Below are 25,663 nucleotides of genomic sequence, written 5' to 3'. Positions count from 1 at the left end.
GGTTATTCCCTCCCTCTCTTAACTAGATACTATAAGGGGGAAATCTTCCCCCTTATGTTATCCTATTGTATATCCAGTTTTTTTAGTAATTCTCCATACATCGCATGATCTTCTTGCATCATTTCATAACAATCCTCTCCAATAATAGCCTGAGGATCAATTCCTTGATTAGCAAAGTAATTTTTGAATTCTTCTGATTCACAAGTTACCTTAGCTGCTGCTCTTAATTGTTCCACTATTTCTGATGGTGTATCCTTTGGTGCAACTAAGGCTGCCCATGCACGAATTGTCATATCATAACCTAACTCTTTGAAGGTTGGTACATCTGGGTAAATAGCTGAGCGATTATCTGCCATAATACCAAGAATTTTAAGACTACCTGCTTCTACCTGACTTTTAAAACTAGAAGGGTCTGCCATGGTTGCATTAATGTGTCCACCTGTTAAAGCTGCTGCAATATCTGCTGTCCCATTTGGATAAGGAATGTGTTTTAATGAAACATCAAATTCTTCTTCAAAAGCAAGGGCTGCACTATGCCAAATAGCCCCTACCCCAGAGTTCCCCACTTGAATTTGATCTGGATTTTCTTTGCAGTATGCTACAAATTCATCTAAATTATCATAAGGTGCATCTGCTGGTACTACAAGTGCCGCTGGTGCAGCAATCGGTGCACATATTGGTATGTAATCTTCAAAGGTTACATTGGCTTTGCCTTGATGTGGAAACATAGCTAGTTCCACTGTCACTAGACCTAATGTATAGCCGTCTGCCTTAGCCTTAGCTGTTTCAACCATTCCTGTTACACCACCACCATCTGGTTTATTGGTTACCACGAAGTTAACACCTTCTAAGTTTGGTTTCATGTACTGTACTAATCCCCTTGCAGCAGTATCTGTTCCTCCACCTGGCGCCTTTGGCACAATAACGGTTACGTCCCCTGCTTTTGGATAAGGCTTTTGCCCCCCACATCCTACCATTGCTCCTGATACTAATGCTGTTACTAGACCTAATAATAAAATTCTCTTTTTCATAATTACCCTCTCCTTTTATAAATATAATTTGTTTGCTTTTTGAGTTATTCTTCTTAACATTTTTACTTCTTCTTTAAAGGTTGTCAGTAATTCCTTTTCATCCTTTACACGGCATTTTGTTGTAATATTTAGACCTTCTAGTTGTAAATAATATTTTGCATTAACAGGATAGCATTGGCGTTCGATTAGTGCACTTATAGAAAGCATATCTGATAGCTCTGTTAAATCCTCATGGCTATAGTCTGCACACAGCTTAGTATAAAGCTTACCTTGCATGTTTGCCATAACACCACTATAGCCTGTTGCGCCTGCCTCTAGAGATTGAAGCAAAGTAGCCGTATTGGCATTATAAAGTTTTAGGTTTGTATTCTTGCATACTTCTAGTTTAGCTTTAATACTTTCTATATCGCAGCTCGTATCTTTAAGGAAATAAAAACGCCCTGTCTCTGCACACCATTTTGTTATTTCTTTTGATAAAATCCTTTTATAAGGATAGGGACACTCATAAAAGCCTAACTTCATATCCATTGGCAAATGCTCTAATAATTTTTTAAGATTTTCCATCCAAATTTCATCAGACTCTGTTTCTTTAGCTAAGCGATTAGTAATAAGTATGACTGCATCAACACCTGTTTCTCTCATTCCTTTTAACTCTTCTACTTGAGCTTCAAAATCATCTGAAACATGTCCTGAGGCGATAACTGGTAAATTTCCTGCTTTTTCTTTAACAAATCGTGCAATTTTCATGCGCTCCTCTAAGCTGAGGAAAAACATTTCACTGGATTGACAGACTGCAAATAATCCGTGAACCCCTTCATCTTTGTACCATTCAATAAGTTCTTCTAGTCCTTTATAGTCGACCTTTCCCTCTATCGTAAAAGGTGTCAGCATAACTGGCCAAACACCACCTGGAAAATTGTTGTTCATCATTGTGCCTCCTCTAAGCTAAATTCCCAAAATGCAATAGATTTTCTATCATATGTATAAGTAACATAAATTTTATCCTCACTAGAAATAATAGATGGGTAAGAAAACTCACCTTCTTTATCTTCTAATATAACCTGTTCTGTCCAGCTTTCTCCATTATCCATTGATACAGCTAATGTAAGGGGTGAACGTATGCCCCAATTTTCTGCTATTGGATTTGAACATAATATGAGCGTTCCATTAGAGCACTTAACTACATCTATGCCACTATTATTATTTGGGAGCTGTGTGGCATAAGCTTTACTCCATGTCCTCCCATAATCTACTGAGTCAGCCCTATATATCTTTTTTTCTGTACTTCTTAACAACATATGGACTCTGCCTTTTTCTGACTCCCATAACGTCGGCTGTATAACACCTCTCCCAAAAAAAGATTGTTCAGAAACTTCAATGTTACTATTCGTAGCAGTGTTTTCTCCATGATATTCAACATCTATAGTAATAGGTTCACTCTTCTCCCATGTTTCACCTTTATCCTCCGAACGGTCGGTAAATGCACTCCAAATCCCTTCTTCTATAGATGCTCCTGCAAGCATGCTTCCATCTGACAAGGTAATTATTTTACATCTAACAGGACCTCTACCTCCCCTGTCATTAGCAACCAACTCAGTCGCTTCACTCCAGGTTTCTCCATAATCCTTTGAAACTCTTTTGTTAGTATACCATGTTTGAATCTCTCTACCTACTTTATAAAATAAGGCTACCCTTCCATCTTCATGCTGATAGATTACTGGATTCCAGTGTGGCTGCTTTATATCGTGTGCAACTTTTTTGGGTTGGCTCCAAACTCCTTTTGTATTCTTAGACATCCATATAGCTACATCATCAGACCCTTCTTTTTCTCCTGCAAACCATGCTACTAATAAGCTATCATCTTGTAATTTACATATGTTGGATGCATGGCATACTTTAAATGGCATTTTATCTAAATCAAATATTAAATCATATTTTATTTTTTTCAAATAGAGAGCCACTCTTACACCTCCTCTAATTCATAACCTACTCAAAAAGATTGTCGTTCTTAATTAAAGAACAATGTTCTTTTATAAAAGTAAAAAAATAAGCTTTTTCAGCTATTCATTAAATCGTTCTTTAATTAAGTATATTGTTCTTTATTTCATAACATTAATATAGCATATTGAGTTTTTATAATCAATAATAACAATTTATAATATAACAAAATATTTTTTGTTTATTTTGTACATATTTTATGCACGAATATGTAAAAAAAAAGAGATTATTCCCTTCTTTAGAGAGAAATAATCCATTCCCATTACAGACGCTCTTGTATTTTTTTTATATATTTACCTAATATCTGTGCTAACTCTTCAATCCTTTCATTTTCAAATCTCAAAGAAGGACCGCTGATGCTAATGCTAGCTTCTACTTTTCCTTGCCTATTAAAAATAGGCATAGCTATACATTTAATACCATATTCATGCTCCATATTATCTATAGCATATCCTCTTACCCTAATTAATTGTAATTCCTCTTTTAATTTATCTTTATCGGTTATAGTCATTTCAGTATAAGCTACTAGTTCTCTGCTAATATACTCTTCTATCTCATCTATTGGTAGATGAGCTAATATAGCCTTACCTATACCTGTGCAATACATCTTAGCACTTTCACCCATAATTGTTCGCATTAAGTTAACTGATTCTGCTGGGTACATGGCTTCTAAATAAATCACTTCATCCTCATTAGGAATGGCTAGGTATACCCTTTCATTAGTCAAATTTGCAATTTCCTGCAAATAAGGCATTGCAACTTGCTTAATCGAAAAACGATCACCTAATGCTCTACATAATGAAAATATACCCAGACCTAGTCGATATTTACCGGATTCTTCGTCTTGCTCCAAATAATCCATACTTTTATAGGTTGTTAATATACTATGCACATTACTCTTGTATAATCCTAGCATGCTGCTGATTTCTGTAACTCCTAAAGAGTTCTTTTTAGTAAAGCAATTTAATACCTCTATTGCTTTTTGTAAGCTTTTTACTTTTATTTCACCGTTTTCTTTCATAATCGCACCTCCAATGTTCTCTTTTAAAGAACGACGTTTTATTAATCATACAATTTCCTTATAAAATTTGCAATATGTTTTAGTTCATAAAAATAACCAAGCTTCATCCTACCTGAAGCTTGGTTATTTTTATGTTTCTCTTTTTAAATGATTAGGATTATAATGTTACCCCTTGCTTAAAGATTGCTAAGTCTCTACATCCTGCCTTTTCAGACTTAGTTTGTTCACCAGAGGCTACTTTAAGAACATATTCAAAAAATTCTTTACTGAGTTCTTCCATTGTCTTATCTTTGACAAGACTACCTGCATTAAAGTCAATCCAACCCTTTTTCTTATTAAAGAGGGCATCGTTTGTTGAAATTTTAATAGTTGGTACTGGTGAACCAAATGGTGTTCCACGCCCTGTCGTAAAGAGTACAATATGTGCTCCTGACATAGCAAGTGAGGTTGCAGCAACAAGGTCATTTCCTGGTGCTTGTAAAAGGTTTAATCCTTTTTTACATACCTTTTCACCATAAGCTAATACATCTACAACTGGAGCTGTCCCACCTTTTTGTGTACAGCCTAACGATTTATCTTCAAGTGTAGAAATACCACCTTTTTTATTTCCTGGAGATGGATTTTCATAAATCACTTGATCATGACGCTTGTAATAATCTTTAAAACCATTAATGAGTCCTACTGTTGCATGAAATACTTCTTCGCTCACGCAGCGATTCATAAGGATTGTTTCAGCACCAAACATTTCTGGCACTTCTGTAAGAATGGTTGAACCACCTTTTGAAATCAGCATGTCAGAGAATTTACCTACAAGTGGATTGGCTGTAATACCAGAAAGCCCATCTGAACCGCCACATTTCAGTCCAATTACAAGCTCACTTGCATCCACTTCTTCTCTTTTAAACTGTGCTGCATAAGTAATGAGTTTCTCCATTACTTTTACGCCTTCTTCGATTTCATCTTCATACTCTTGACATTCTAAAAATTTAACACGCTCTTCATCGTACTCACCTAAAACTTTTTTGAATTCTGGAATATTGTTATTTTCACAACCAAGGCCAAGTACAAGTACTGCTCCCGCATTGGGATGGTTTACAAGAGCAGCAAGGGCTTTTTGAGTATTGAGCTGATCATCACCCATCTGTGAACAACCATAAGGATGGTTGAAGGTATGAATAGAATCCACTTTCCCTTCTGCAAAGGGTGTCACTGCTTTAATAATTTGATCAGCAATGGAGTTTACACAACCTACTGTAGGAATAATCCATACATCATTACGGATACCTACCTTGCCATCTTTACGTACATACCCCATAAAAGTAGCTTTTTCTGTTACTTCAACTGGTGTAACATTAGGTTCATACGTATATTCTAATACTTCACCTAATCCTGTTTTAAGGTTTTGGGTATGAATCCATGCACCTTTTTGAATAGGTGCTGTCGCAACCCCGATAGGATAACCATATTTTTTAATAGGCTCTCCTTCTTTAATAGATACAAGGGCAAATTTGTGCCCTTGTGGAATATCTTCAATTAGTTCTACCTTTTGTCCTGCCACCTCTATTTGTATACCTTTTGAAAGAGGAGTTAGTGCAATAGCTACATTGTCATTTTCATGGATTTTAATAAACTCTAACATATTATTCACCCTTAACTAATTCTTCTAGTACTTTTCTCATACCATCTGTACGAATCACTGCAAGATAAGATGCTACTGCTTCTGCAAAACCATCATATTTTGTAAGGTCTTCCCCAAAGAAGGTTTCGTTAGCTGCAAAGCCTTTTACGAAATCTTCTACTGAAAGTGTGGTTGAGTTTGCCGCACAATATTCAAGTACTGGCATATCGTCAGAAATCTTATACTCTTCTCCATTACGGTTACCAATAAGTGCACCCTCTCTGATTTCAGTCCCTGTGTAGAAAGCCATAAGTGCTGCAAAGGAGAATACAATGTTTTCTGGTAATTTACCAAATTTCTCAATATAGCCTTTCATGCTTGGAAGTACACGTGCTCTCCATTTAGATACAGAATTAAGAGAGATTGCAAGTAAAGCATGATCGATAAATGGATTTTTGAAACGTTCAATAGTTGCATTCGCAAAAGACATAAGCTCTTCTTCTGGTAATGTAAGTGTAGGGATAATTTCATTAAATAAAGTATTACTCATAAAGGATACAATTGTCTCATCATGCATACAGTCACGAACAATATCTTCTCCAGCAAGATAAGCTGCAAGCACCATAGAAGTATGTGCCCCATTTAAGATACGTACTTTACGTTTTTTGTAAGGTGTATGATCGTCTGTAATCATAATAGGTAGATCTGTCCCTTTGATTGGAAGTTCCTCATAAAGACTTTGTGGTCCTTCAATTACCCAAAAACCAAATACTTCTGCAGTATCAATTAATTTATCTTCATAACCATTTTCTTCACAGAGAGCTGCTGCTTCGTTTCTTGGGTAACCAGTTACAATACGGTCAACAAGTGTACTACAGAAGATGTTCTCTGCATCCAACCAAGCTTTGAAGTCATCTCCTAGGTTCCAACTATCTGCATATTTTTCAACACATTTTTTAAGCTCTGCCCCATTGTTGTCAATGAGCTCACAAGAAAGAATAACAAAACCTTTTCCTTTTTCTGTGCCAAAAACTTTAAAACGCTCATACATCAACTTTGTAAGTTTAGCAGGGAAGCTAGATGGCATTTCATCTTCTAACTTATCTTCTGCAATATAGGTAATACCTGCTTCTGTTGTATTGGATACAATAAAACGAAGGTCTGGATTTTTAGCATTTTCTAAGAAAGCAGCTGGTTGTGCATAAGGATTAATAGCTCTACTAATACAACTTATTAGTCTTCTTGCATTTACTTTTTCACCATTTTCAAAACCACGTAAGTAGAGTGTGTAGAGTCCATCTTGTTCATTTAACATATCGGCAAGACCTTGTGCAATTGGTTGAACTACTACCACTTTACTATTAAAGCCTTTTTTTTCATTGAGTACATCTATAAAGTAATTAACAAATCCACGAAGGAAGTTTCCTTCTCCAAACTGTAAAACTCTCTCTGGTGCATCTTTTAAAATATAATCTTTACTTCCAAGCTGTTCTAGAGTTTGATAATTTAAACGTTCCATTTTTGTTCCTCCATTTTCACCTAATAAGGGTAGTTTATCTTATTGTTTTTACATTTACTTCTCTATCTACACCCTATCTAAACACCTATCACTTTGTTCAAACAGGACGAGGTATTCTTATTTGGATAAACTAAACTAAAACAAATTATTATACTATAATTTATTTTTTTAAAAACCTTCAAACTGTTTAGCATCGTTTTCCTTATTATTATAACTGTTTTGCCCTAGATAATAAATAGTAATTAGTAATGTTTTATATAATTTTTTTTTATAACTTTCTTCCAATCTTTATTTATTTTTTATAATAGCTTTGGTTCTTTTTGTAGGCTTCCTTTTTCTAGCATCTTCTGTGGGCATGGAGCTCATGCTTTCTTTAGACAGACTTAAAGTTCCTATAAAATAAGGCTATCCGACCAAACGCCGGATAGCCTTATTTTTTCATCCTTTTATTTACTTAATAAATAACTTAGCTGTGTCAATAGGTTCTTCAATCATTTTTGTTTCATACATAAAGTCTGCTACATTTTGAAATGCCTTATAGTCTTCTTGTGTTGTTCCAATATCAAAATCATATTGTGTAAACATTTCCTCAACAGCTGCTTTATCTAAATCAAGTTCTGCTGCAACAATCTCCATTGCTTCATTATGATTTTCGCTAATGTACTTAATAATACTCTCTTGAGCATTCACAAATACTTCTAATTCTTTCTTATATTGATTATAGAAATCTTCTCTAACGGCTACGGCAATAACGGCATCTGTTAATCCTTTTCCGTTTGTCACTAAGTTATAGTCTTGTTGCTTTGCTTTATAAGCAGTAGGCCCTGCAAGTAATGCAACATCAACACTCCCTCCATCTAATGCTGCTTTTGCATCTGCAATAGACATATTCACATAATGGATATCTTCAATTGTCATATCGGCAGCTTTAAGATACGCTACTAATAGTTGATGCAGATTTGTTCCAACAGGTCCTGCAACTGTTTTACCTCTTAAATCTTCAGCAGATTGAATAGTTTTATCACTTGAATACATGCAAAATGCTTCTGGTGATCTACTGTACATATTTAAAATTTTGATATCTGCATCGTTAGCTGCAGCTAAAACAACCGAGGTTCCCCCAACAGCATATAAGATATCCACATCACCTGAGGCTAATGCTTGAGTTTGATCTGCTCCAGATGTAATCTCTGCATAGTTCACTTCAATAGCTTTACCATTTTCACTGAATGCGTCTACAAATACATTTTTATTCTTTTGAATAATACTTGGTACATTAAGTGGTGAGGTTACATGGGTAATTGTTAATTCATCTAGTGTTGATTGAGATAAATCTATAGTTTCTGCTATTTCTGTAGTTTCAGCTACTACAGGCTGACTACTCTGAGCGGGTGCGCTATTACTTAAACCACACCCTACCATAGATGTCATCATAACCCCCACTGCTAATACGGATAGTACTACTTTCTTTGTTAACTTCATTACTTTTTTCCTCCATTTATGTTTTATTAAATGATTCTTAAATCATCTATAATCTGCTTTTTTAATGCAACAAACTTTTGATCTAATAGATCTCTTTCTTGTTTTTTTTCATTCATTTCATAGCATGACTTAATTCTTCCTTTTTCTAAAATCACTATTTTATCTCCAAGTATTAAAGCCTCATCAATACTATGGGTAACAAATAGAATGGCACACCTGGTCTTTTGATGAATTTTTATTAGTTCTTTTTGCATTTGTTCTCTTGTGAAAAAATCTAAAGCTGAAAAAGGTTCATCCATCATAATAAACTCAGGATTATAAGCGAATGCTCTTGCAATCGAAACCCTTTGTTTCATACCCCCTGATAATTGACTGGGATAGGCACTACAGAACTTTTCTAGACCTACCATTTCAATAATCTCATCTATTTTTTTATGATTGATTTGTTTCTTTTTAAGGCCAAAGGTTATATTCCTTTTGACATCTAACCATGGCATTAAACGATCTTCTTGAAAGACATATGCCTTTCTTTTTAAACGAACACCGCGAACCTCTCCTTTTTCAACCTCTTCTATACCTGATACGAGTCTTAATAGGGTAGTTTTGCCACACCCACTTCGCCCTAAAATAATCGTCATCTTATTGGCGGATATATTTAAATCAATGCCATCTAAAACTTTAAGCTGTTGGTTTTTAACTTCATAAGACTTACTTACATTTACTAACTTAATCCCATCCATTTTTCTCTGACCCTTTCAACACCTTACCGATTATAAATGCAAATAACCTATCCGTGATATAACCTACCACACCAATTACTAAAATACCGACAATTACTTTGTCTGTCCTAGACATTTGTTGAGCAAATAAAATCATATGACCTAATCCAGCTGAGGCAGCAATCATTTCTGCACTAATAATCGCTCGCCAACTATATCCAAGCCCTATCCTCATACCCACTAATATGTCAGACATAGCATAGGGCAACCTAATCTTAAAAAAACTATTTACTTTGGAATACCCGTAAATCTCCCCAACCTCTAATAGCTTCTTATCACAACTTATAAAGCCTTTAACTGTATTTAAATAAATGGGGAAAAATGCAGTTAATACGATAATGCCAATTTTCGTTGTTTCTCCTATTCCAAACCATAAAATTAACAGTGAGATCAAACTTAGTGGTGGTACATTCTTTAAAAACTGAAGCACGTTTTCATAATAGTCGTTCCACTTAGGTAAAATAATTCTTATCATAGCAAGTATAAATGCTGCCAGTGTTGCTATAAAAAATCCTTTCAGAACCCTTATATAGCTAATATGAATATCTTCAAAAATTTCACCTGTTTGTACCATTTTAAAGAGGGTATTTAGCACCTTAACAGGTGCTGGCAATATATAAGAACTCACTACTCCCATCTTCGATACAAGTCCCCATACTGTAATTAAGCTAACTACTGAAATGGTTGTTTTAATCATTTTATTCTTATTCATTGACCAATACTCCATCTCCATTATGGCACCCATTTTGACAATAGAGCATTTCAACTAATTCATCTTGCTTGTATAAATTCATCTTAAAATAACTTTCTATATTCTCTTTTCCTGAAATACTGCTTATTTTAGCCTCTAGGGTTTTAAAATAACCTGGTGGGATGGGACTTGCACCTAATACTTTGACTTGGACTGGTCTATGTAAATTTATTTTTTTTAAAAACACTTTCCAACTTATAAACTCTGTATCTTCTAACCCTATTTTATTTCCATAGCTTGCTAAGCTCTCACAGGGCGTAGTAATTATCTTTTTCTGATTTCTTAAATCTTCTCTACCTGCTAGTTCTATTGCACAATGTATCAAAATAGGTTCAATTGCTGGTACCAATAATTTTTCATGATTTAGATAAGGGTTTATTACTTCCATAACTTTAGGGCAGCGCTTATCTAACACTGTTAATTTAGTTTGCTTAAGTATTTCATTATACTTTTGTTTTACTAACTTATGCCAATCTGTTTCTACTTCTACCCTTTGATAACCATTCTGAAGTAATGTCTCATCTAGTTCCTCCTTTACATACATCTGATCTATAACAGGATTGATAAAAATATATTTCATAGCTCCCCCTTCATCACTAAATAGGTTTTCTCTTGCTTTATTTTTAACAACTCTGTTCATTATACACTAATTAATATTGATTTTCAATATCAATATTGCACTCTTAAAAAGAGGGCTATTCACCCTCTTTTTATGGCAAGGTTCTTCTTATCATTACCTAGCATCCGTTTTATAAATCACTTTTAGTAAGAACTTCAAGCATATTGGTAACAAATACTTTTAGATAGTCTCCACTTTTATCCCCATGCTCTTCAATAATTTTGACAATTTCACTTCCTACAATGATCCCATCAGTATAGTCTTTAAGCTCCAGAGCTTGTTTAGGCGTGGAGATTCCAAAGCCTAATGCGGTAGGAATCATGCAATGGGCTTTAATACTTTCAAACATGTCTCCTAAATTAGTCTCTATATTTTCTCTCGTCCCTGTTACACCTAGAGAGGATACACAATATAGGAAACCTCTTGCATCTTGGCAAATAGCCTTAGTTCTCTCCTTGGAGGTTGGTGTAACTAAAGAAATCAAATCTACTCCCCTTTCCCTTGCATGACAGGCAAATTCTTCTTTTTCTTCTAAAGGTACGTCAGGTATAATCACACCATCTATCCCTATATCTTGACACTTTTTAAAAAAGTGGTCTGTACCATAGTAGTGAATAGTATTGGCATACATTAAAAAAACAAGTGGTATGTCCGTCTTTTTTCTCACTCTACTTACCATCTCAAAAATTTTATGCAGGGTAACTCCTTTAGCCATAGCTCTTAGGTTAGCTCGTTGAATCACGGGGCCATCCGCTACAGGATCAGAAAAAGGAATACCCAACTCAATAATAGTACTCCCTGCCTCCTCTAAAGCATAAATAAAGCTTTCAGTGGCATCTATATGAGGGTCTCCTGCTGTAATAAACGGTATAAAGGCTTTATGACCTTCGACTTTCATCTTATCAAATACTTTTTGAATATTACTCATGAAGCTTCACCCCTCTATATCTTGCAATAGCTGCTACATCTTTATCTCCTCGTCCCGACAAGTTAATGACTAATATTTGCTTGCTTTTCATTTGCTTTGCTAATTTCATGCCATAAGCCACTGCATGGGCACTTTCAATGGCTGGGATAATGCCTTCTACCTTTGAAAGATACTCAAAAGCCTCTACCGCTTCGTCATCAGTAATAGGAACATATTGTGCTCTTTTCGTATCATAAAGCCACGCATGCTCTGGTCCAATACCTGGATAGTCTAAGCCTGCTGAAATGGAGTAAACAGGTGCAATACTTCCTTCTTCTGTTTGTAAAAAATAAGATTTCATACCATGAAAGATACCTTCTTGCCCTTTAGTAAGGGTAGCTGCATGCAAACTAGTTGATACACCCTTCCCCCCTGCTTCAACACCAATGAGCTTAACATTTTGGTCTTGAAGAAACTCATAAAATGCACCTATAGCATTGCTACCTCCTCCCACACAAGCCACTATTGCATCTGGCAAACGTCCTTCTTGCTCTCGTATCTGTATCTTGATTTCTTTACCTATAATGCTCTGAAAATCTCTTACCATCTCTGGATAAGGATGCGGCCCCATAACAGAGCCAATACAGTAAAAGGTATCCTCTACAGTCTGTGTCCAATCTTGAAGTGCTGCATTTACTGCATCCTTTAAAGTTCTTGTGCCTGTTCTAACAGCAGTAACCTTTGCTCCTAAAAGTTCCATCCGATAAACATTAAGTGCTTGCCTAACAGTATCTTCTTCTCCCATAAAGACTTCACACTTCATTCCCATAAGTGCTGCTGCTGTGGCAGTTGCTACTCCATGTTGACCAGCTCCTGTCTCTGCAATAATACGTCTTTTTCCCATTTTTTTTGCAAGCAAAACTTGCCCAAGTACATTGTTAATCTTATGAGAGCCTGTATGGTTAAGGTCTTCACGCTTTAAATAAATTTTAGCGCCTCCCAAAGCCTTGGTCATCTTCTCTGCATAATATAATAACGAAGGTCTCCCAGTATAGTCTGCAAATAGCTTTCTAAGTGTCTCATTAAAAGCTACCTCTTCTTTGTAATAGCCATAAGCCTCTTCTAATTCTTTCACTGCACCCATTAAGGTTTCTGGTATATACTGTCCTCCATGAATGCCATATCTGCCTTTTGGATTCATTTTCTCGCCTCATCCCTTATTATTTCAAATAACTCCCTTATTTTAACAGCATCTTTAACCCCTTCTGTCTCTACTCCACTACTTATATCTATAGCGTAAGGCCCAAAGCTTATGGCTTCTTTTATGTTCACCTTGTTTATTCCTCCTGCTAAGAAGTAAGGTCTTTTTATTTGCTCTAATATTTTCCAATCAAAGCTTTTACCACTTCCTCCATAAGCATCCTTGGTATACGTATCAAGAAGAGGATAATCAATAAAGTCACTCTCTATGATTGCCTTTTCCGTATCTGATAAAAGCTCTTGATTATTAAGTCTTATAGCTTTTATAATAGGAATCTGTCGCTTCTTTTTAAGGGCTTTTATATATCCTAAATCTTCATCTCCATGAAGCTGAACATTGTCAATGACACCTTGGTCTATATAATGTACTAAGCTCTCAAGAGGTTCATTGACAAAAACGCCAACTACCCTAATCTGAGGGTCTAACAAGCCTTTTAAGTAAGAAGCTTTCACTAAATTAATTTGCCTTTTACTTGGGGCTAATATAAAGCCAATATACTCTGGCTTAAATTTATTCACAACTTCAATATCCTGAGTTCTTTTTAATCCACAGATTTTCAGTTTAACCACTACCTTTATCCCCCTTCCTAAAAACATTTGACTTTTATTTTTTAATCTTAAGCTTCTAAAAGTTTTCTTAAATGAGCTACTCGGTTACTTGCTTTAACCACACTTTCTCCAATAAGCATTACCTTTGTACCTATTTCTCTTAAAAATTTTATATCCTCCTGTGTATGAATACCACTTTCTGCTACAAAAAGTCTATCATCAGGAATAAGCCTTCTTAATCTTTTTGAAACTTCGAGGCTCACTTCAAAAGTTTGTAAATTACGATTGTTAACACCTATTATTTCAGCACCTACTTCTAAAGCCATTTTTACTTCTTCTTCATCATGCGTTTCCACTAAGCAGTCTAGACCTAAGCTTCTTGCTAACTTTAAATACTCCCCAAGTATCTGAGGTGATAAAATCGCTGCAATAAGCAAAATAGCATCTGCTCCAATGGCCTTTGCCTCATAAATTTGAAGTGGATCAATAATAAAATCCTTTCTCAAGAGAGGAAGTTTTACATTTTCTTTAATTTTGCTAAGGTAACTGTTATTCCCCCCAAAATAGTTAGGCTCTGTCAATACCGAAATAGCTGTCGCCCCTCCCCTTTCATAATCTCTAGCAATAGCTACCGGATCAAAATCTTGGCAAATAACTCCTTTTGACGGAGAAGTTTTTTTTACCTCTGCAATAATGTGGATACCTGTTTTTTCCTTTATCAAAGCCTCTTTAAAGCCGTAATAAGACACTTGACTTTGCCCAATTTGCTTTATAAACTCGCTTAGAGACACTTTTGCCTTCAGATCTTCTACTGCCTTTTTACGCTCCTTGATAATTTGATCTAATATCATTTTCTTGCCCCCTTATACGTCTTCACTTTAACCTCTCTTCTATATCGCTATTGATGCAAAGCTCTGGGTTGTTTCTACAAACTCTTGTAATTTAGCTAGTGCCTTACCACTATCTATCATCTCAGCTGCCAACTGGATACACTCTGTAAGACTTTTATTATCTAAAGCAATATAAAGAGCCATGGCTGAGTTTAGGAGGACAATGTCTCTTTTAGCCCCTTTTTCTCCCTTTAAAATCGCCAGGGCAATCGCCTTATTCTCTCCTACTTGCCCCCCCTTAATCTCTTCTGGTTTTGCCATAGTTAACCCTAAATCTAGGGGGTTAATGGTATAGCTTTTAACTACTCCGTCTCTTACTTCACTTACCTTTGTTTTACCACAAATAGAGACTTCATCTACTCCATCCTCACCGTGCACAACTATAGCCCTTTTCACGCCTAGGTTACACAACACCTTAGCCAAGGGCTCTACTAGCTCTTCTGAGTAAACTCCCATTACCTGAAGGTTGGCATATGCTGGGTTTGCAAGTGGTCCTAAAATATTAAAAATGGTTCTTACACCTATCTCACGTCTTGCCTTACCTACATATTTCATCGCACTGTGATAAACCGGAGCAAACATAAAACAAATCCCTGTACGTTTAAGTACCTCTTCATTTTGTTCTTTTGTCAGTTCTAGCTTTACGCCTAGTGCTTCTAATACATCTGCACTTCCACATTTACTAGAAACACTGCGATTACCATGCTTAGCTACAGGCACGCCCGCTGCTGCGATTACTAATGAAGAGACACTTGAAATATTAAAGGTATTGGTCCCATCTCCTCCTGTTCCAACAATATCTAACACATCTCCTTCTGTTTTTAATTTCAGACATTTTTCACGCATCCCTTTAGCACTTCCCGTTATTTCTTCAATGCTTTCTCCTTTCATGCGAAGCGCTGTTAAATAGCTTGCTATTTGTGCATCTGTTGCCTCCCCACTCATAAGTTCCTCCATGGCTGCTGCAGCTTCTTCTATAGTTAAATTTTGTCCTTCAATTACCTTTTTAATATAGTTATTCATCATCCCTTTACACCTCCAAGAAATTTTTAATTATTTTCTTACCTTCAGGAGTTAAAATCGATTCTGGATGAAACTGTATGCCAAAACTAAGATGTTCTTTGTGTCTAAGTCCCATGATCTCTCCTTGATCATCTTCTGCTATAATAACAAGCTCTTCTGTCAAACTTGAACGTTGGACAATAAGTGAGTGATACCTTCCTACTGTTATACGCTTAGGTAAATCTTTAAAAAGTGGGCAATTTGTATCGATGCTAATCTCATTGGTTTTCCCATGTAAAATAGTATGAGCTTTTACTACCTTACCTCCAAACACTTCTCCTAAAGCTTGGTGTCCAAGGCACACACCGAGTATAGGTATTTTCCCTGTAAAGTAACAGATAGCCTCCACTAAAATGCCTGCATCCTTTGGGTACTTAGGCCCTGGTGAAAAAATAAGGTGTGAGGGGGCAAGGGCTTCTATTTCTTCTAAGGTGATTTTGTCATTTCGTACTACCTTAATATCAGGATTGAACTCTCCAGCAAATTGATAAAGGTTATAGGTAAAGCTGTCATAGTTATCAATTATCAAAATCATACAATCTCCCTCACTTTCTTCATGGCTACAAATAAAGCTGTGGCCTTATTGACACTTTCTTCATATTCCAGCTCTGGATTTGAATCTAGCACAATACCTCCCCCTGCTTGCACATAGGCAATACCATCTTTCTTCACTACAGTACGAATAGCAATACAAGTATCTAAATTACCATCAAATCCGATATATCCAATACCTCCACCATAAATACCTCGTCTTTCCTCTTCTAGCTCCTCTATAATCTCCATGGCCCTTACTTTAGGTGCTCCTGAAAGTGTCCCTGCGGGTAAGATGGCTTGAATGGCATCTATACTAGTAAGTTCTTTTTTTAACCGACCATTTACTGTACTTGTAATATGGGTTACATGAGAAAACTTTTTAAGCACTCTATATCCTTCCACTAACACACTCTTAAAATCGCTGATCTTGCCAATATCATTTCTTGCCAAATCTACTAGCATAGTGTGTTCTGCTAGTTCTTTAGGGTCACTAAGCAATTCTTTATCAAGAAGCAAATCCTCTTCCTTTGTCTTTCCCCTTGGTCTTGTTCCTGCAATGGGCATCGTTGTGACCATACCATTTTGCACCTTTACCAAGGTTTCTGGTGAGGCCCCAGCTAGCTGCAAATCATCAAATTGCATTAAATACATATAGGGTGAAGGATTGACGGTACGAAGTACACGGTAAACATCAAATAAATTACTTGTCATTTTTGCTTTAAAAATCTGTGAAAGAACAACTTGAAAGATATCTCCATTTGCAATATACTCCTTCGCCTTCTCCACCCTTGCCATAAAGGCTTCTTTGGTAGTGTTGCTTTTAAAGATAAGTTCTTCATCAAACTGTACCTTTCTCCTTTTAATAGGTTTACCAATCAGATTGGCAAGCTCCAAAAGCCTTTCTTCTGCCTCTTTGTACGCTTCTTCTAAATCCAAGGCCTCCCCATCTATATTTGCTATTAAAAATAATTTTTGATTGAGATGATCAAACGCAATGATTTGATTAAAAAACATTAGTTTTATATCTGCTACTTGTAATTCATTCTTGTTTTGAAAGGGAATATTCTCCATATATCTTACAGCTTCGTATCCAAAATAACCTATAGCTCCTCCTGTTAGTGGTGGTAAGCTTGCATCTTTAGGTGCTTTATACTGGCTCATAATCTCTTTAAGCCGATCTAAAGGGTTACCCTCTAAACGTTTTAACTCTTCTCGTGTTGCGAAAAAGCTACATCCCTCTTTTACATAAAAGCTAGCATGAGGGTTAAATCCTATAAAGGTGTAACGTGCGATTTTTTCGCCTCCTTGAATGCTTTCAAGCAAAAAGTAGCGGTCATACCTTTCTTTAATACAACTTAGAACAGCTATGGGTGTTTGAAAGTCCATATACATTTCTAAGCTAACAGGAATCTTATTATAGCTTTCCCTTAACTTCTTTACTTCTTCTAAACTTTTACTCAGCATTTTGTTTCCTCCTTTTTATCACTTGATGGTTATTATTGTTATAAAGTCTCTTCAAGTGGCAAAAGGTAAGTGATTGTAATAAAAAACGCCCACCCTTAGCCAAATAGCCAAGGGTGAGCGTATAGTTAGTCTAAGCCCACGGTACCACCTTGATTCACATGATTAAAAACCATGTGCACTTTATGCAGAATGCCATCACATTCCTCATCCTTAACGGGGATGTTGCGTCACGAGATACTTAGCTTACAGCTTTTCATCGTGCCCTCAGGAGTCCATTTATCTAATTCGTTTCCTACTGGTTTCCACCATCCCAGCTCTCTGTAAGTTCGTAATCAGTTTTATCTCTCCATCATAGGTTTGAAAGGTTTTATTTAGTTAGTAATTATAATATTATAATTTAATAAATATTTCAACTATTTTTTAAATTTTATTTTTAATATTTTGTGTACCACTTATAGTTACTTATTGTCATATACTTTTATTCAATATCTTTTGTAAAATAAAAAAGAGGGATTCTCCTAAATTAGTCGAAGAATCCCCCTTATACTATTTATTTTTTTGTGCCATAAAATCAGCTAATTGTTCCCTCGTTGGAAGTCCTTCATTATCACCTACATGCATCACCTGAAGTGCACCAATAGCATTGGCACGATCTGCGCAAACAGTTGTTGGAAGTTTTTCTAAAATCCCACTGATGTAGCCTACAGCAAACCCATCTCCTGCACCTACTGTATCCACTACCTTCTCCACCTTATAGCCATCAAAATAATTTTCTTCTGTTTGAGTTTTTACATAGCAACCTTTTGGCCCACATTTGATAACAACTGTTTTTACCCCTTTATCTAAATAGAAATCAGCAATATCTCGTTCATGGTCATAGCCTGTTAAGATTTTACCTTCTGAAATCCCTGGGAGTACCGTATCACATCTGCAAGCAATTTTATTAATAGTTGATACCATATCTGCTGAACTATTCCATAAGCTTGGTCTAAGGTTAGGGTCAAAGGAAGTTGTTAAATGATTATTTTTGGCTTTTTCAATTAAATAAAGCATAGTAGATCTTGAACGATCCGATAAAGCTGGGAAAATACCTGTTAAATGAAAATGGTCAAAGCCCTTCATATCAATGTCTTCTACATCTTCTACCTTCAAGTTAGAAGCTGCTGACCCATTACGGTAATAAGCTACATCCGGGTCACCTTTTGAAGTTTTCGCTTTTAATTGAAAAGCTGTTGGAAAGTGGTCATCAAAGCAAATTAAATCTGTATTAATTTTTTCTTTATCCAAAAAATCTTTTAGATATCTACCAAAAGGGTCCTTTCCTAATTTAGTGATATAGCATACATCATGCTCTAACCTTTTTAATCCAATTGCCACATTCATTTCTGCACCCGCTGCTGAACGCTTAAAGTCCGTAACTGTATCTAAGGTTCCTTCTTGTGATGCAATAAATAACGCCATCGGTTCTCCTACCAAAATTACCTTTGCCATTTTTGCTTCCTCCCTAAAAATTATCAGCTAATATATTTTCATTTAAGTTTTTGTTTAAGTTTTAGTTAATTCTATTATATATTATATTTTTTTATATGTACAGCTTTTTTATTCATTTTTTTTAGATTTTACTCCTATATATATTAATTTTTATCATATTTATGGAAACACATCTAATTATTTTTTATTGTTTTTGATAAATCTTTATTTTATATAATATTCCCCATACTTAAAAGTTCTATACGCTCACTTAAAAAGAGAAAAAAGAGACGAAAACCCAAAGGTCTTCATCTCTTTCTTATAAAATTTAGGAAAGTTTAGCTATTAAACTTATCTTTGAACACGACCTGAACCATCTCCACCAGCAAGTGCTTCTACTTCTGCTACAGATACACGGTTAAAGTCTCCTTCAATAGTGTGTTTTAAACATGAAGCTGCTACTGCAAATTCAATTGCAGCTTGTGGAGCATAGTTGTTTACTAGGCTGTAGATTAGTCCGCCGCCAAACGAATCTCCTCCACCTACGCGGTCAACGATACGTACTGCGTATTTTTTAGAGAAGAAGAAATCTTCACCATTGTAAAGCATTGCTGCCCAATTGTTATCACTTGCAGAGATTGATTCTCTAAGAGTGATTGCTACATATTCAAATCCAAATCTATCTTTAAGTTGTTTAGCTACATCTTTATAACCTTCATGGTTAACTTCACCTTTTGTTACATCTGTGTCTGCAGCATGGATACCAAATACATCTGCTGCATCTTCTTCGTTAGCAATACATACATCTACGTATTCCATAAGACCAGCCATTACTTGACCAGCTTTTTCTCTTGTCCATAATTTTTTTCTATAGTTAAGGTCACAACTTACTTTAACACCTTTTGCTTTAGCTGCCTTACAAGCTTCTAAGCAAATAGCTGCTGCATTGTCACCAAGAGCTGGTGTAATACCTGTAAAGTGGAACCAAGTGGCACCTTCAAAAATTTCATCCCAGTTAAAGTCTGCTGTTGTAGCTTCTGAAATAGAAGAGTTTGCTCTATCATAAATAACTTTAGAAGGTCTTTGAGAAGCACCTTTTTCTAAGAAATAGATACCAACTCTTTCTCCCCCACGAGCAATATGTTTTGTTTCAACACCATATCTACGAAGGTCATTGATTGCTGCTTGACCGATATCATGCTTTGGAAGTTTTGTAACGAATTCTGCATCTAAACCATAATTAGCAAGAGAAACTGCTACGTTTGCTTCTCCTCCACCATAAGTTGCTTGGAATTGATCTACTTGTGTAAATCTTAAATATCCATTTGGTGCAAGTCTTAACATGATTTCTCCAAAGGTAACTACTTTTTTACTCATTATATTCTCTCCTTATTGATAAATGATTTCTAATCTATGTTATTATTTTTAAAAGTTATTATTTTTTTTGTAAAAGATGGATAGCAAAACCGCCAAATTCTTGTTTTAAGTAAATAGCAACAAGTTTACCTTTTGCATCATATTTAGCTGAATCTTCATCAAATTCATAACCTCTAGCTTTAAGGTAGTTTACTGCTCTATCAATGTAATTGGTTTTATAAGCAATATGTCCTTTTTCGCCAAGATATGGTGTTTTCATTACTTCGATACCAGTACCTGCAAATAAAGAACTGTTACCATCTTTCACCTCAAGATTAAATAATTCCCCTAAACCTTTTGCTACTTCTGTTGCCGCACCTGCTTCTGGCATATTGATACCTACGTGAGCAAGTTCAAAGCCTAACATTTGAGTTACAGCTTCTCTTGTAAGCTCTGTAATTTTAGCAAAGTCTCCTTCTGCTACAAGCTTAGGATCTACCATCCAGCTACCACCACATGCAATAATTTTGTCAAAAGCTAAGTAGCTATTTAGATTTTTAGCATTAATACCACCTGTTGGCATGAATTTCATAGTTGTATAAGGACCAGCCATGGATTTGATAAGGTTAAGTCCACCTACTGCTTCAGCTGGGAAAATTTTAACAGTATCAAGACCAAGCTCAATAGCTTGTTCAACATCTGATGGATTTGCACAACCTGGTGTGATGAGAATACCTTTATCTACACAGTATTTTACTACTTTAGGATTTAGGCCTGGGCTAACAATGAATTTTGCTCCTGCTTCTACTGCTTGGTCAACTTGCTCTGTAGTCAAAACTGTACCTGCACCTATTAGCATATCTGGAAACTCTGTTGCCATTTTCTTAATAGCTTCTTTTGCACAAGCTGTTCTAAAAGTTACTTCTGCTACTGGAAGTCCACCCTCACATAATGCTTTTGCTAAAGGAACTGCATCTTCTACTCGATCTATTTTTACTACTGGCACAATTCCTAACGCGTTTATTTGTTTTAAAACATCATTCATTGTTTTGCCTCCTTCATTTCTCTCACAATGGATTAAAAAATTTTATTTGGTTTATCCTTATTATATAATATTTATTTTTAGATGTATAGTGACTTTTATTATTTTTTTTTTATGTTTTTTTATAATTATCTTGTATTTTTATGGTAAAATAGTCAGATAGCCTAAAAAAAAATATTTTCGCTAGTAAAAAATAAAAAAATATGCAAAAACCTTTCCACTTTTCTGTTATAATATCAAATAGATAATAACCCAGCTTATTAGGAGGTAACTATGAAAAAAATTACGGATAACTTACCCTTATTCTCACAAATTCTTGATTTAATAGAAAATCACTTCGGATCTAACTGTGAAGTTGTTCTTCATGACAATACACTAGAGTATGAGCACACTATCGTCGATATAAGAAATGGTCACATTACTGGAAGAAAAATTGGAGATTGTGGTGGAAACTGGGGCTTGCAGGTAATGAGTAAAACTTCAAATGATACACATGTCTATAATAAAATTATTCACACACGTACAGGTAAAATCATTCGTGGCTCTTCTACCTTTATTAAAGATGATGAAGGAAATAATATCGGTTCCATCTGTATTAATCTAGACATTACAGATTCTCTTAAATGTGAAGAGTATCTCAAGCAATTTAATCATTATACTTCACCTACTCCTTCTCCTAACGAGCTTTTTGCAACAGATGTTAACCAACTTATGGACAACCTTATTCATCAATGCGAAAATATGTTTAACAAACCTAGTAATCAACTTACTAAAGATGAAAAGATGGAAATTATTCGCTTTTTAGATAATAAAGGTGCCTTTCTTATTACACGTTCTGGTGATAAAGTATGCGAATTTCTAAATATTTCAAAATTCACACTATATAATTATCTAGAAGCTGTACGTCAAAATGGTTCCCATAATTAAACCTATTCATTCTTAGATATTAAATTTGGCATGAATTTACTAAAAGTCATAAAAATACACTTTATTAAATATGAACAAAGTGTATTTTTATGACTTTTTTATGTTTGTTTTATTATTTTTTGACAACATTTTCTTTAAATTTATGAATTTAAAGTATATTTTGTTTGATTTATTTTTCATTTAATATTATTATCTTAATATAATTATAAATTTTTAAATATATTTTTATAGTTCAAAAATGTTACTTGAAGGAGTTCTTTAACTAATGGATCGAATATTTCTATTTCCTTATTCTTCTTCCTCTAAAAGTCGCATACATTTTTTTGTATTATTAAGTATCTATTTATTCTTATCTTATGCCTATAAATATGTTGATGATATCTTTTATGTTACTATTTTATATCAGTTTCAAAATCTGTCTGCCATTATTATTGCTTTCCAGTGTACTCCTATAGGTTTTTTATTCATTGCTCTTCTTATTCTATTGGAAATCATTCATTCTTTAGGTATTTATTTTATAATAGGTGACAGTCATTTACTTATCAGCCTTTCTTCACGTCTTATCACACTCATTGCATGTTTTTTAATTAGCTCAAGTCAAGCTAAACAGCTTTATTATAAAATGCAACAAGAAAAGCTTATTTATACTGATGATTTCACTGGTCTTTATAATCATCGTTTCTTTCTTAAAGAGCTTTCCATCCAAGTCGAAAACTGCCTAGAGAAACACTCACACCTTGGACTTATTTTACTAGACATTGATAATCTAAAGCTCGTTAATGATAATTTTGGACAGGATGCAGGAGATAGTGTTATCTCCTCTACAGCGAAACTTTTGCAAGGTATTATCACATCCCCCCTTACACTTTATCGCTACCAAAGTGACGAATTTGCTGTCATCGTTCCTTTTAATCGTTCAAATCAATTAGAAGATATCGCCCAGCATTTAAAAAAACAGCTAGATACTCTTAAAAATGATTTTATTCATGCACCTCTTGCTAGCTACATAACTTTCTCTTTAGGTTATTCTTCATTACCCTCCTTAGCTAAAGATAGTCATTCACTCATTAAACAAGCAGAAGCTGCACTCTATCATAGTAAAAATGCAGGTAAAGATGCTATTCATATTTATGAAGATATCCTTAAAAACTTTAACCAAGACGTAACAACCGAAAACAAACACCTTATTAGTATCTTTAAAGCACTTTTGGCAAGTATTTCTATGAAAGATCAATATACCCTCGGTCATTGTGAGCGTGTGGCTTCCTATGCAGCCAAGCTTGCCTCCCATATGCAACTTGACTCCGAACAAATCAATGCCATTCATTACGCGGGACTCCTTCATGATATTGGCAAGATAGAGATTCCATCTATTATACTCAACAAAACAGCCCCCCTATCTGAAGATGAATACGCTCTTATTAAGAAGCATCCTATTTATAGCTCAAATATCCTCGAACCTCTTTTAGGGATGGACGAATCGATTGACTATGTAAGGCATCATCATGAGCATTTTGATGGAAGTGGCTATCCCGATGGTTTAAGTGGTACCTCTATTAGTTTAGGTGCTCGTATACTAGCTGTGGTTGACTCTTTTGATGCTATGATCTCTGAAAGGCCCTATAGTAAAGGTATGTCCATAGAAGAAGCACTCCTAGAACTTAAAAGATGTGCTTACTTGCAATTTGACCCTTTTGTCGTAGAACATTTTATAACACTTATGACAGAGTAAAGGTTTTATAACTAAAAATAGACTGCTTTGTTGACAGCAAGAAAATTCTGTAGTATTTTAGTTAAAGATGTTTGAAAACTTAATACTCATGAGGGAGTAGTTTGCAATACTTATTGTGATATTATCAACATCATGACCTCTAGGTCTGGTAATATCTTAAAAAATGAGACTCATGAATAGTATAGCGTATACTATTCATGAGTCTTCTTATTGTAAAGCGTTTTATTTTTTTAATAACTGTGCACACTAGAAAGTAAGCGCTCTCGTCACACATCATTTATATTTTTTAAGGAGGCTTTTTTTATGCTTTTTCTAATTTATGCCCTGCTTGCAGCAGCGGTTATTTTCCTTTCCATTAAAGCAGCTAATTATGTGGATTTATTGGACAAGAAGACCCACTTATCTGGTGCTTTTATCGGAGGTGTATTGCTCGCTGCAGTCACTTCACTGCCCGAGTTATTCACCACCATCTCTGCAACTCTTATTGTGGATAACCCCAGTCTTGGTATGGGAAACATACTAGGAAGTAATTTATTTAACTTAGCCGTAATAGCCGTACTTATCCTCATTGCAAGTCAAGGCTTTTCGAGTTCCTCTGTATCTAATAGCCATCTTTATACTACTATTTGCACATTAGGTATTTATTTAACTATTATTTTATCTCTTTCCCTGCCTATTGATATTGAAATTTTAACTATAAGCCTTGTTTCTATTGTCATTACCCTCTTTTATGTTGCAGGTTTAAAAGGAATGGCAGAGGCCCCCTCCGAAGGGTCAAATGAAAAAGATGACAGTTCTCTAACTGTAAAACAAGTAGTTATTCGTTTTATCCTTTGTAGTTTAGCACTCATTATTACAAGTATAGTGGTTACTTATGTTGCAGATCAAATCGCTATTACCTATAACCTAGGTGCTGGTCTCGTAGGTGCTATTTTCTTAGGTGTAGCCACATCCCTTCCCGAGCTCACTTCTTGTATCGCCTTGGTGAAGGTGAAGAACTTTAATATGGCTATCGGCAACATTGTTGGCAGTAATCTCTTTAACTTCCTTATACTAGCTTTTGCTGATTTACTTTACGTTCCAAGTTCTGTTTATATCTTTACTGATAAAGGCACTCTATCTTTACTTATTTTCGGATTTGTAGCTAGCCTTCTTATGGGCTTTATTCTTTTCTTAAAAACAACAAAAAACAAATTTAAACAAATGACACCTGTATATGTTGTCTGTTCTTTTGGCATTGTACTTTGCTATATTGCATTTTTACTTTAAACTTTATAATTAAAGGATTTATTGTACACTTCATCTTTTGATTTGTACAATAGATCCTTTTTTGCTTTTAGATAACTTTATAAATTTCAGTTTATCTGGGTACTCTTAACATCCTAAAAGTCAAGAAAAAGAAGGGGTGCCTCTGCAGCCGCAAGAAAGAAGGCTTTTCTCCGGTTTCTGGGTCCTCGCCTTGGCAAACTCTAGGCTCAGTCCTGTAGACTAACGGTCCTACCTATCGCAAGAAGAACGCTTGCGATAACGTCCCTAAAGACAGCCTACAGGCCTTCACCAAGACTTTGCGAAAGTCTGTGGAGGAAACCTGCGAAAAGCCTTCTTTCTTGCTCTGCACTGTGTCACGAAAGTTTAAATTTTTCATAGTCCTT

At 35.2% G+C, this 25,663-nt stretch carries 23 protein-coding genes; 3 read left to right on the top strand and 20 right to left on the bottom strand.

The genetic code is table 11. From position 1 onward, the window contains the following. Positions 1–62 precede the first annotated feature (62 nt). From CS063_RS11255 to CS063_RS11160, 20 genes are all read right to left on the bottom strand, one after another. Positions 63–1,031: a Bug family tripartite tricarboxylate transporter substrate binding protein gene (locus tag CS063_RS11255; RefSeq protein WP_099449796.1), complete on the bottom strand. Its 969-nt coding sequence runs from the start codon at positions 1,029–1,031 to the stop codon at positions 63–65. A gap of 15 nt (positions 1,032–1,046) precedes the next feature. Beyond that, on the bottom strand, positions 1,047–1,958 hold the full coding sequence (locus CS063_RS11250) for a dihydrodipicolinate synthase family protein (protein ID WP_099449795.1): 912 nt from the start codon (positions 1,956–1,958) through the stop codon (positions 1,047–1,049). Then, positions 1,958–2,992 (bottom strand): sialidase family protein, encoded by a 1,035-nt coding sequence (locus tag CS063_RS11245; RefSeq protein WP_308415496.1) that lies wholly within the window; start codon positions 2,990–2,992, stop codon positions 1,958–1,960. Before CS063_RS11245 ends, CS063_RS11250 begins: the two co-directional genes overlap by 1 nt. A 299-nt stretch (positions 2,993–3,291) precedes the next feature. After that, on the bottom strand, positions 3,292–4,050 hold the full coding sequence (locus CS063_RS11240) for an IclR family transcriptional regulator (RefSeq protein WP_099449794.1): 759 nt from the start codon (positions 4,048–4,050) through the stop codon (positions 3,292–3,294). Between the two features lie 157 nt (positions 4,051–4,207). After that, entirely contained in the window at positions 4,208–5,689 is a 1,482-nt protein-coding gene (locus tag CS063_RS11235) for a UxaA family hydrolase (RefSeq protein ID WP_099449793.1), read from the bottom strand. Position 5,690: 1 nt separating this feature from the next. Continuing rightward, positions 5,691–7,187, bottom strand: a complete 1,497-nt coding sequence (locus CS063_RS11230; RefSeq protein ID WP_099449792.1) for a tagaturonate reductase — start codon at positions 7,185–7,187, stop codon at positions 5,691–5,693. A gap of 450 nt (positions 7,188–7,637) precedes the next feature. Continuing rightward, positions 7,638–8,669 (bottom strand): ABC transporter substrate-binding protein, encoded by a 1,032-nt coding sequence (locus CS063_RS11225; protein ID WP_099449791.1) that lies wholly within the window; start codon positions 8,667–8,669, stop codon positions 7,638–7,640. 26 nt (positions 8,670–8,695) lie between these two features. Next, positions 8,696–9,409 (bottom strand): ABC transporter ATP-binding protein, encoded by a 714-nt coding sequence (locus CS063_RS11220; protein WP_099449790.1) that lies wholly within the window; start codon positions 9,407–9,409, stop codon positions 8,696–8,698. Then, a complete protein-coding gene (locus CS063_RS11215; RefSeq protein ID WP_099449789.1) occupies positions 9,396–10,160 on the bottom strand; it encodes an ABC transporter permease in 765 nt (254 codons plus the stop codon). The genes CS063_RS11220 and CS063_RS11215 overlap by 14 nt, the downstream gene beginning before the upstream one ends. After that, positions 10,153–10,779: a hypothetical protein gene (locus tag CS063_RS11210; protein ID WP_099449788.1), complete on the bottom strand. Its 627-nt coding sequence runs from the start codon at positions 10,777–10,779 to the stop codon at positions 10,153–10,155. The genes CS063_RS11215 and CS063_RS11210 overlap by 8 nt, the downstream gene beginning before the upstream one ends. Positions 10,780–10,948: 169 nt before the next feature. After that, positions 10,949–11,746: a tryptophan synthase subunit alpha gene (gene trpA / locus CS063_RS11205; protein WP_099449787.1), complete on the bottom strand. Its 798-nt coding sequence runs from the start codon at positions 11,744–11,746 to the stop codon at positions 10,949–10,951. Further along, positions 11,739–12,926: a tryptophan synthase subunit beta gene (trpB, locus tag CS063_RS11200; RefSeq protein ID WP_099449786.1), complete on the bottom strand. Its 1,188-nt coding sequence runs from the start codon at positions 12,924–12,926 to the stop codon at positions 11,739–11,741. The genes trpA and trpB overlap by 8 nt, the downstream gene beginning before the upstream one ends. Next, a complete protein-coding gene (locus CS063_RS11195) occupies positions 12,923–13,555 on the bottom strand; it encodes a phosphoribosylanthranilate isomerase (RefSeq protein ID WP_308415495.1) in 633 nt (210 codons plus the stop codon). The genes trpB and CS063_RS11195 overlap by 4 nt, the downstream gene beginning before the upstream one ends. Positions 13,556–13,602: 47 nt before the next feature. Next, positions 13,603–14,385 (bottom strand): indole-3-glycerol phosphate synthase TrpC, encoded by a 783-nt coding sequence (gene trpC / locus CS063_RS11190; protein ID WP_180270766.1) that lies wholly within the window; start codon positions 14,383–14,385, stop codon positions 13,603–13,605. A 39-nt stretch (positions 14,386–14,424) separates the two neighbouring features. Further along, positions 14,425–15,450, bottom strand: a complete 1,026-nt coding sequence (trpD, locus tag CS063_RS11185; protein ID WP_099449784.1) for an anthranilate phosphoribosyltransferase — start codon at positions 15,448–15,450, stop codon at positions 14,425–14,427. A 4-nt stretch (positions 15,451–15,454) separates the two neighbouring features. Further along, positions 15,455–16,021 carry an anthranilate synthase component II gene (locus tag CS063_RS11180; RefSeq protein ID WP_099449783.1) on the bottom strand — a complete coding sequence of 189 codons (567 nt, stop codon included), beginning with the start codon at positions 16,019–16,021 and terminating at the stop codon, positions 15,455–15,457. Continuing rightward, the gene (gene trpE, locus CS063_RS11175) at positions 16,018–17,484 is read right to left on the bottom strand and encodes an anthranilate synthase component I (protein ID WP_099449782.1); all 1,467 of its coding nucleotides are present in this window, start codon (positions 17,482–17,484) and stop codon (positions 16,018–16,020) included. Before trpE ends, CS063_RS11180 begins: the two co-directional genes overlap by 4 nt. 546 nt (positions 17,485–18,030) lie before the next feature. Further along, positions 18,031–18,975, bottom strand: a complete 945-nt coding sequence (locus tag CS063_RS11170) for a sugar kinase (protein WP_099449781.1) — start codon at positions 18,973–18,975, stop codon at positions 18,031–18,033. Positions 18,976–19,305: 330 nt separating this feature from the next. Then, positions 19,306–20,331 (bottom strand): sugar kinase, encoded by a 1,026-nt coding sequence (locus tag CS063_RS11165; protein ID WP_099449780.1) that lies wholly within the window; start codon positions 20,329–20,331, stop codon positions 19,306–19,308. A 58-nt stretch (positions 20,332–20,389) separates the two neighbouring features. Beyond that, a complete protein-coding gene (locus CS063_RS11160) occupies positions 20,390–21,355 on the bottom strand; it encodes a bifunctional 4-hydroxy-2-oxoglutarate aldolase/2-dehydro-3-deoxy-phosphogluconate aldolase (RefSeq protein ID WP_099449779.1) in 966 nt (321 codons plus the stop codon). Positions 21,356–21,625: 270 nt separating this feature from the next. On the opposite strand from CS063_RS11160, the gene CS063_RS11155 reads away from it, so the two are divergent. From CS063_RS11155 to CS063_RS11145, 3 genes are all read left to right on the top strand, one after another. Continuing rightward, positions 21,626–22,279: a helix-turn-helix transcriptional regulator gene (locus tag CS063_RS11155; RefSeq protein ID WP_099449778.1), complete on the top strand. Its 654-nt coding sequence runs from the start codon at positions 21,626–21,628 to the stop codon at positions 22,277–22,279. Positions 22,280–22,544: 265 nt separating this feature from the next. Next, positions 22,545–24,011, top strand: a complete 1,467-nt coding sequence (locus CS063_RS11150) for a bifunctional diguanylate cyclase/phosphohydrolase (protein WP_099449777.1) — start codon at positions 22,545–22,547, stop codon at positions 24,009–24,011. A gap of 303 nt (positions 24,012–24,314) precedes the next feature. After that, positions 24,315–25,280 carry a sodium:calcium antiporter gene (locus tag CS063_RS11145; RefSeq protein WP_099449776.1) on the top strand — a complete coding sequence of 322 codons (966 nt, stop codon included), beginning with the start codon at positions 24,315–24,317 and terminating at the stop codon, positions 25,278–25,280. Positions 25,281–25,663: the final 383 nt, after the last annotated feature.

Source organism: Sporanaerobium hydrogeniformans (assembly GCF_002735925.1).
In the GTDB taxonomy this organism is placed as follows: Bacteria; Bacillota; Clostridia; order Lachnospirales; family Cellulosilyticaceae; genus Sporanaerobium; species Sporanaerobium hydrogeniformans.
This window is presented reverse-complemented; position numbering and strand designations above follow the sequence as displayed.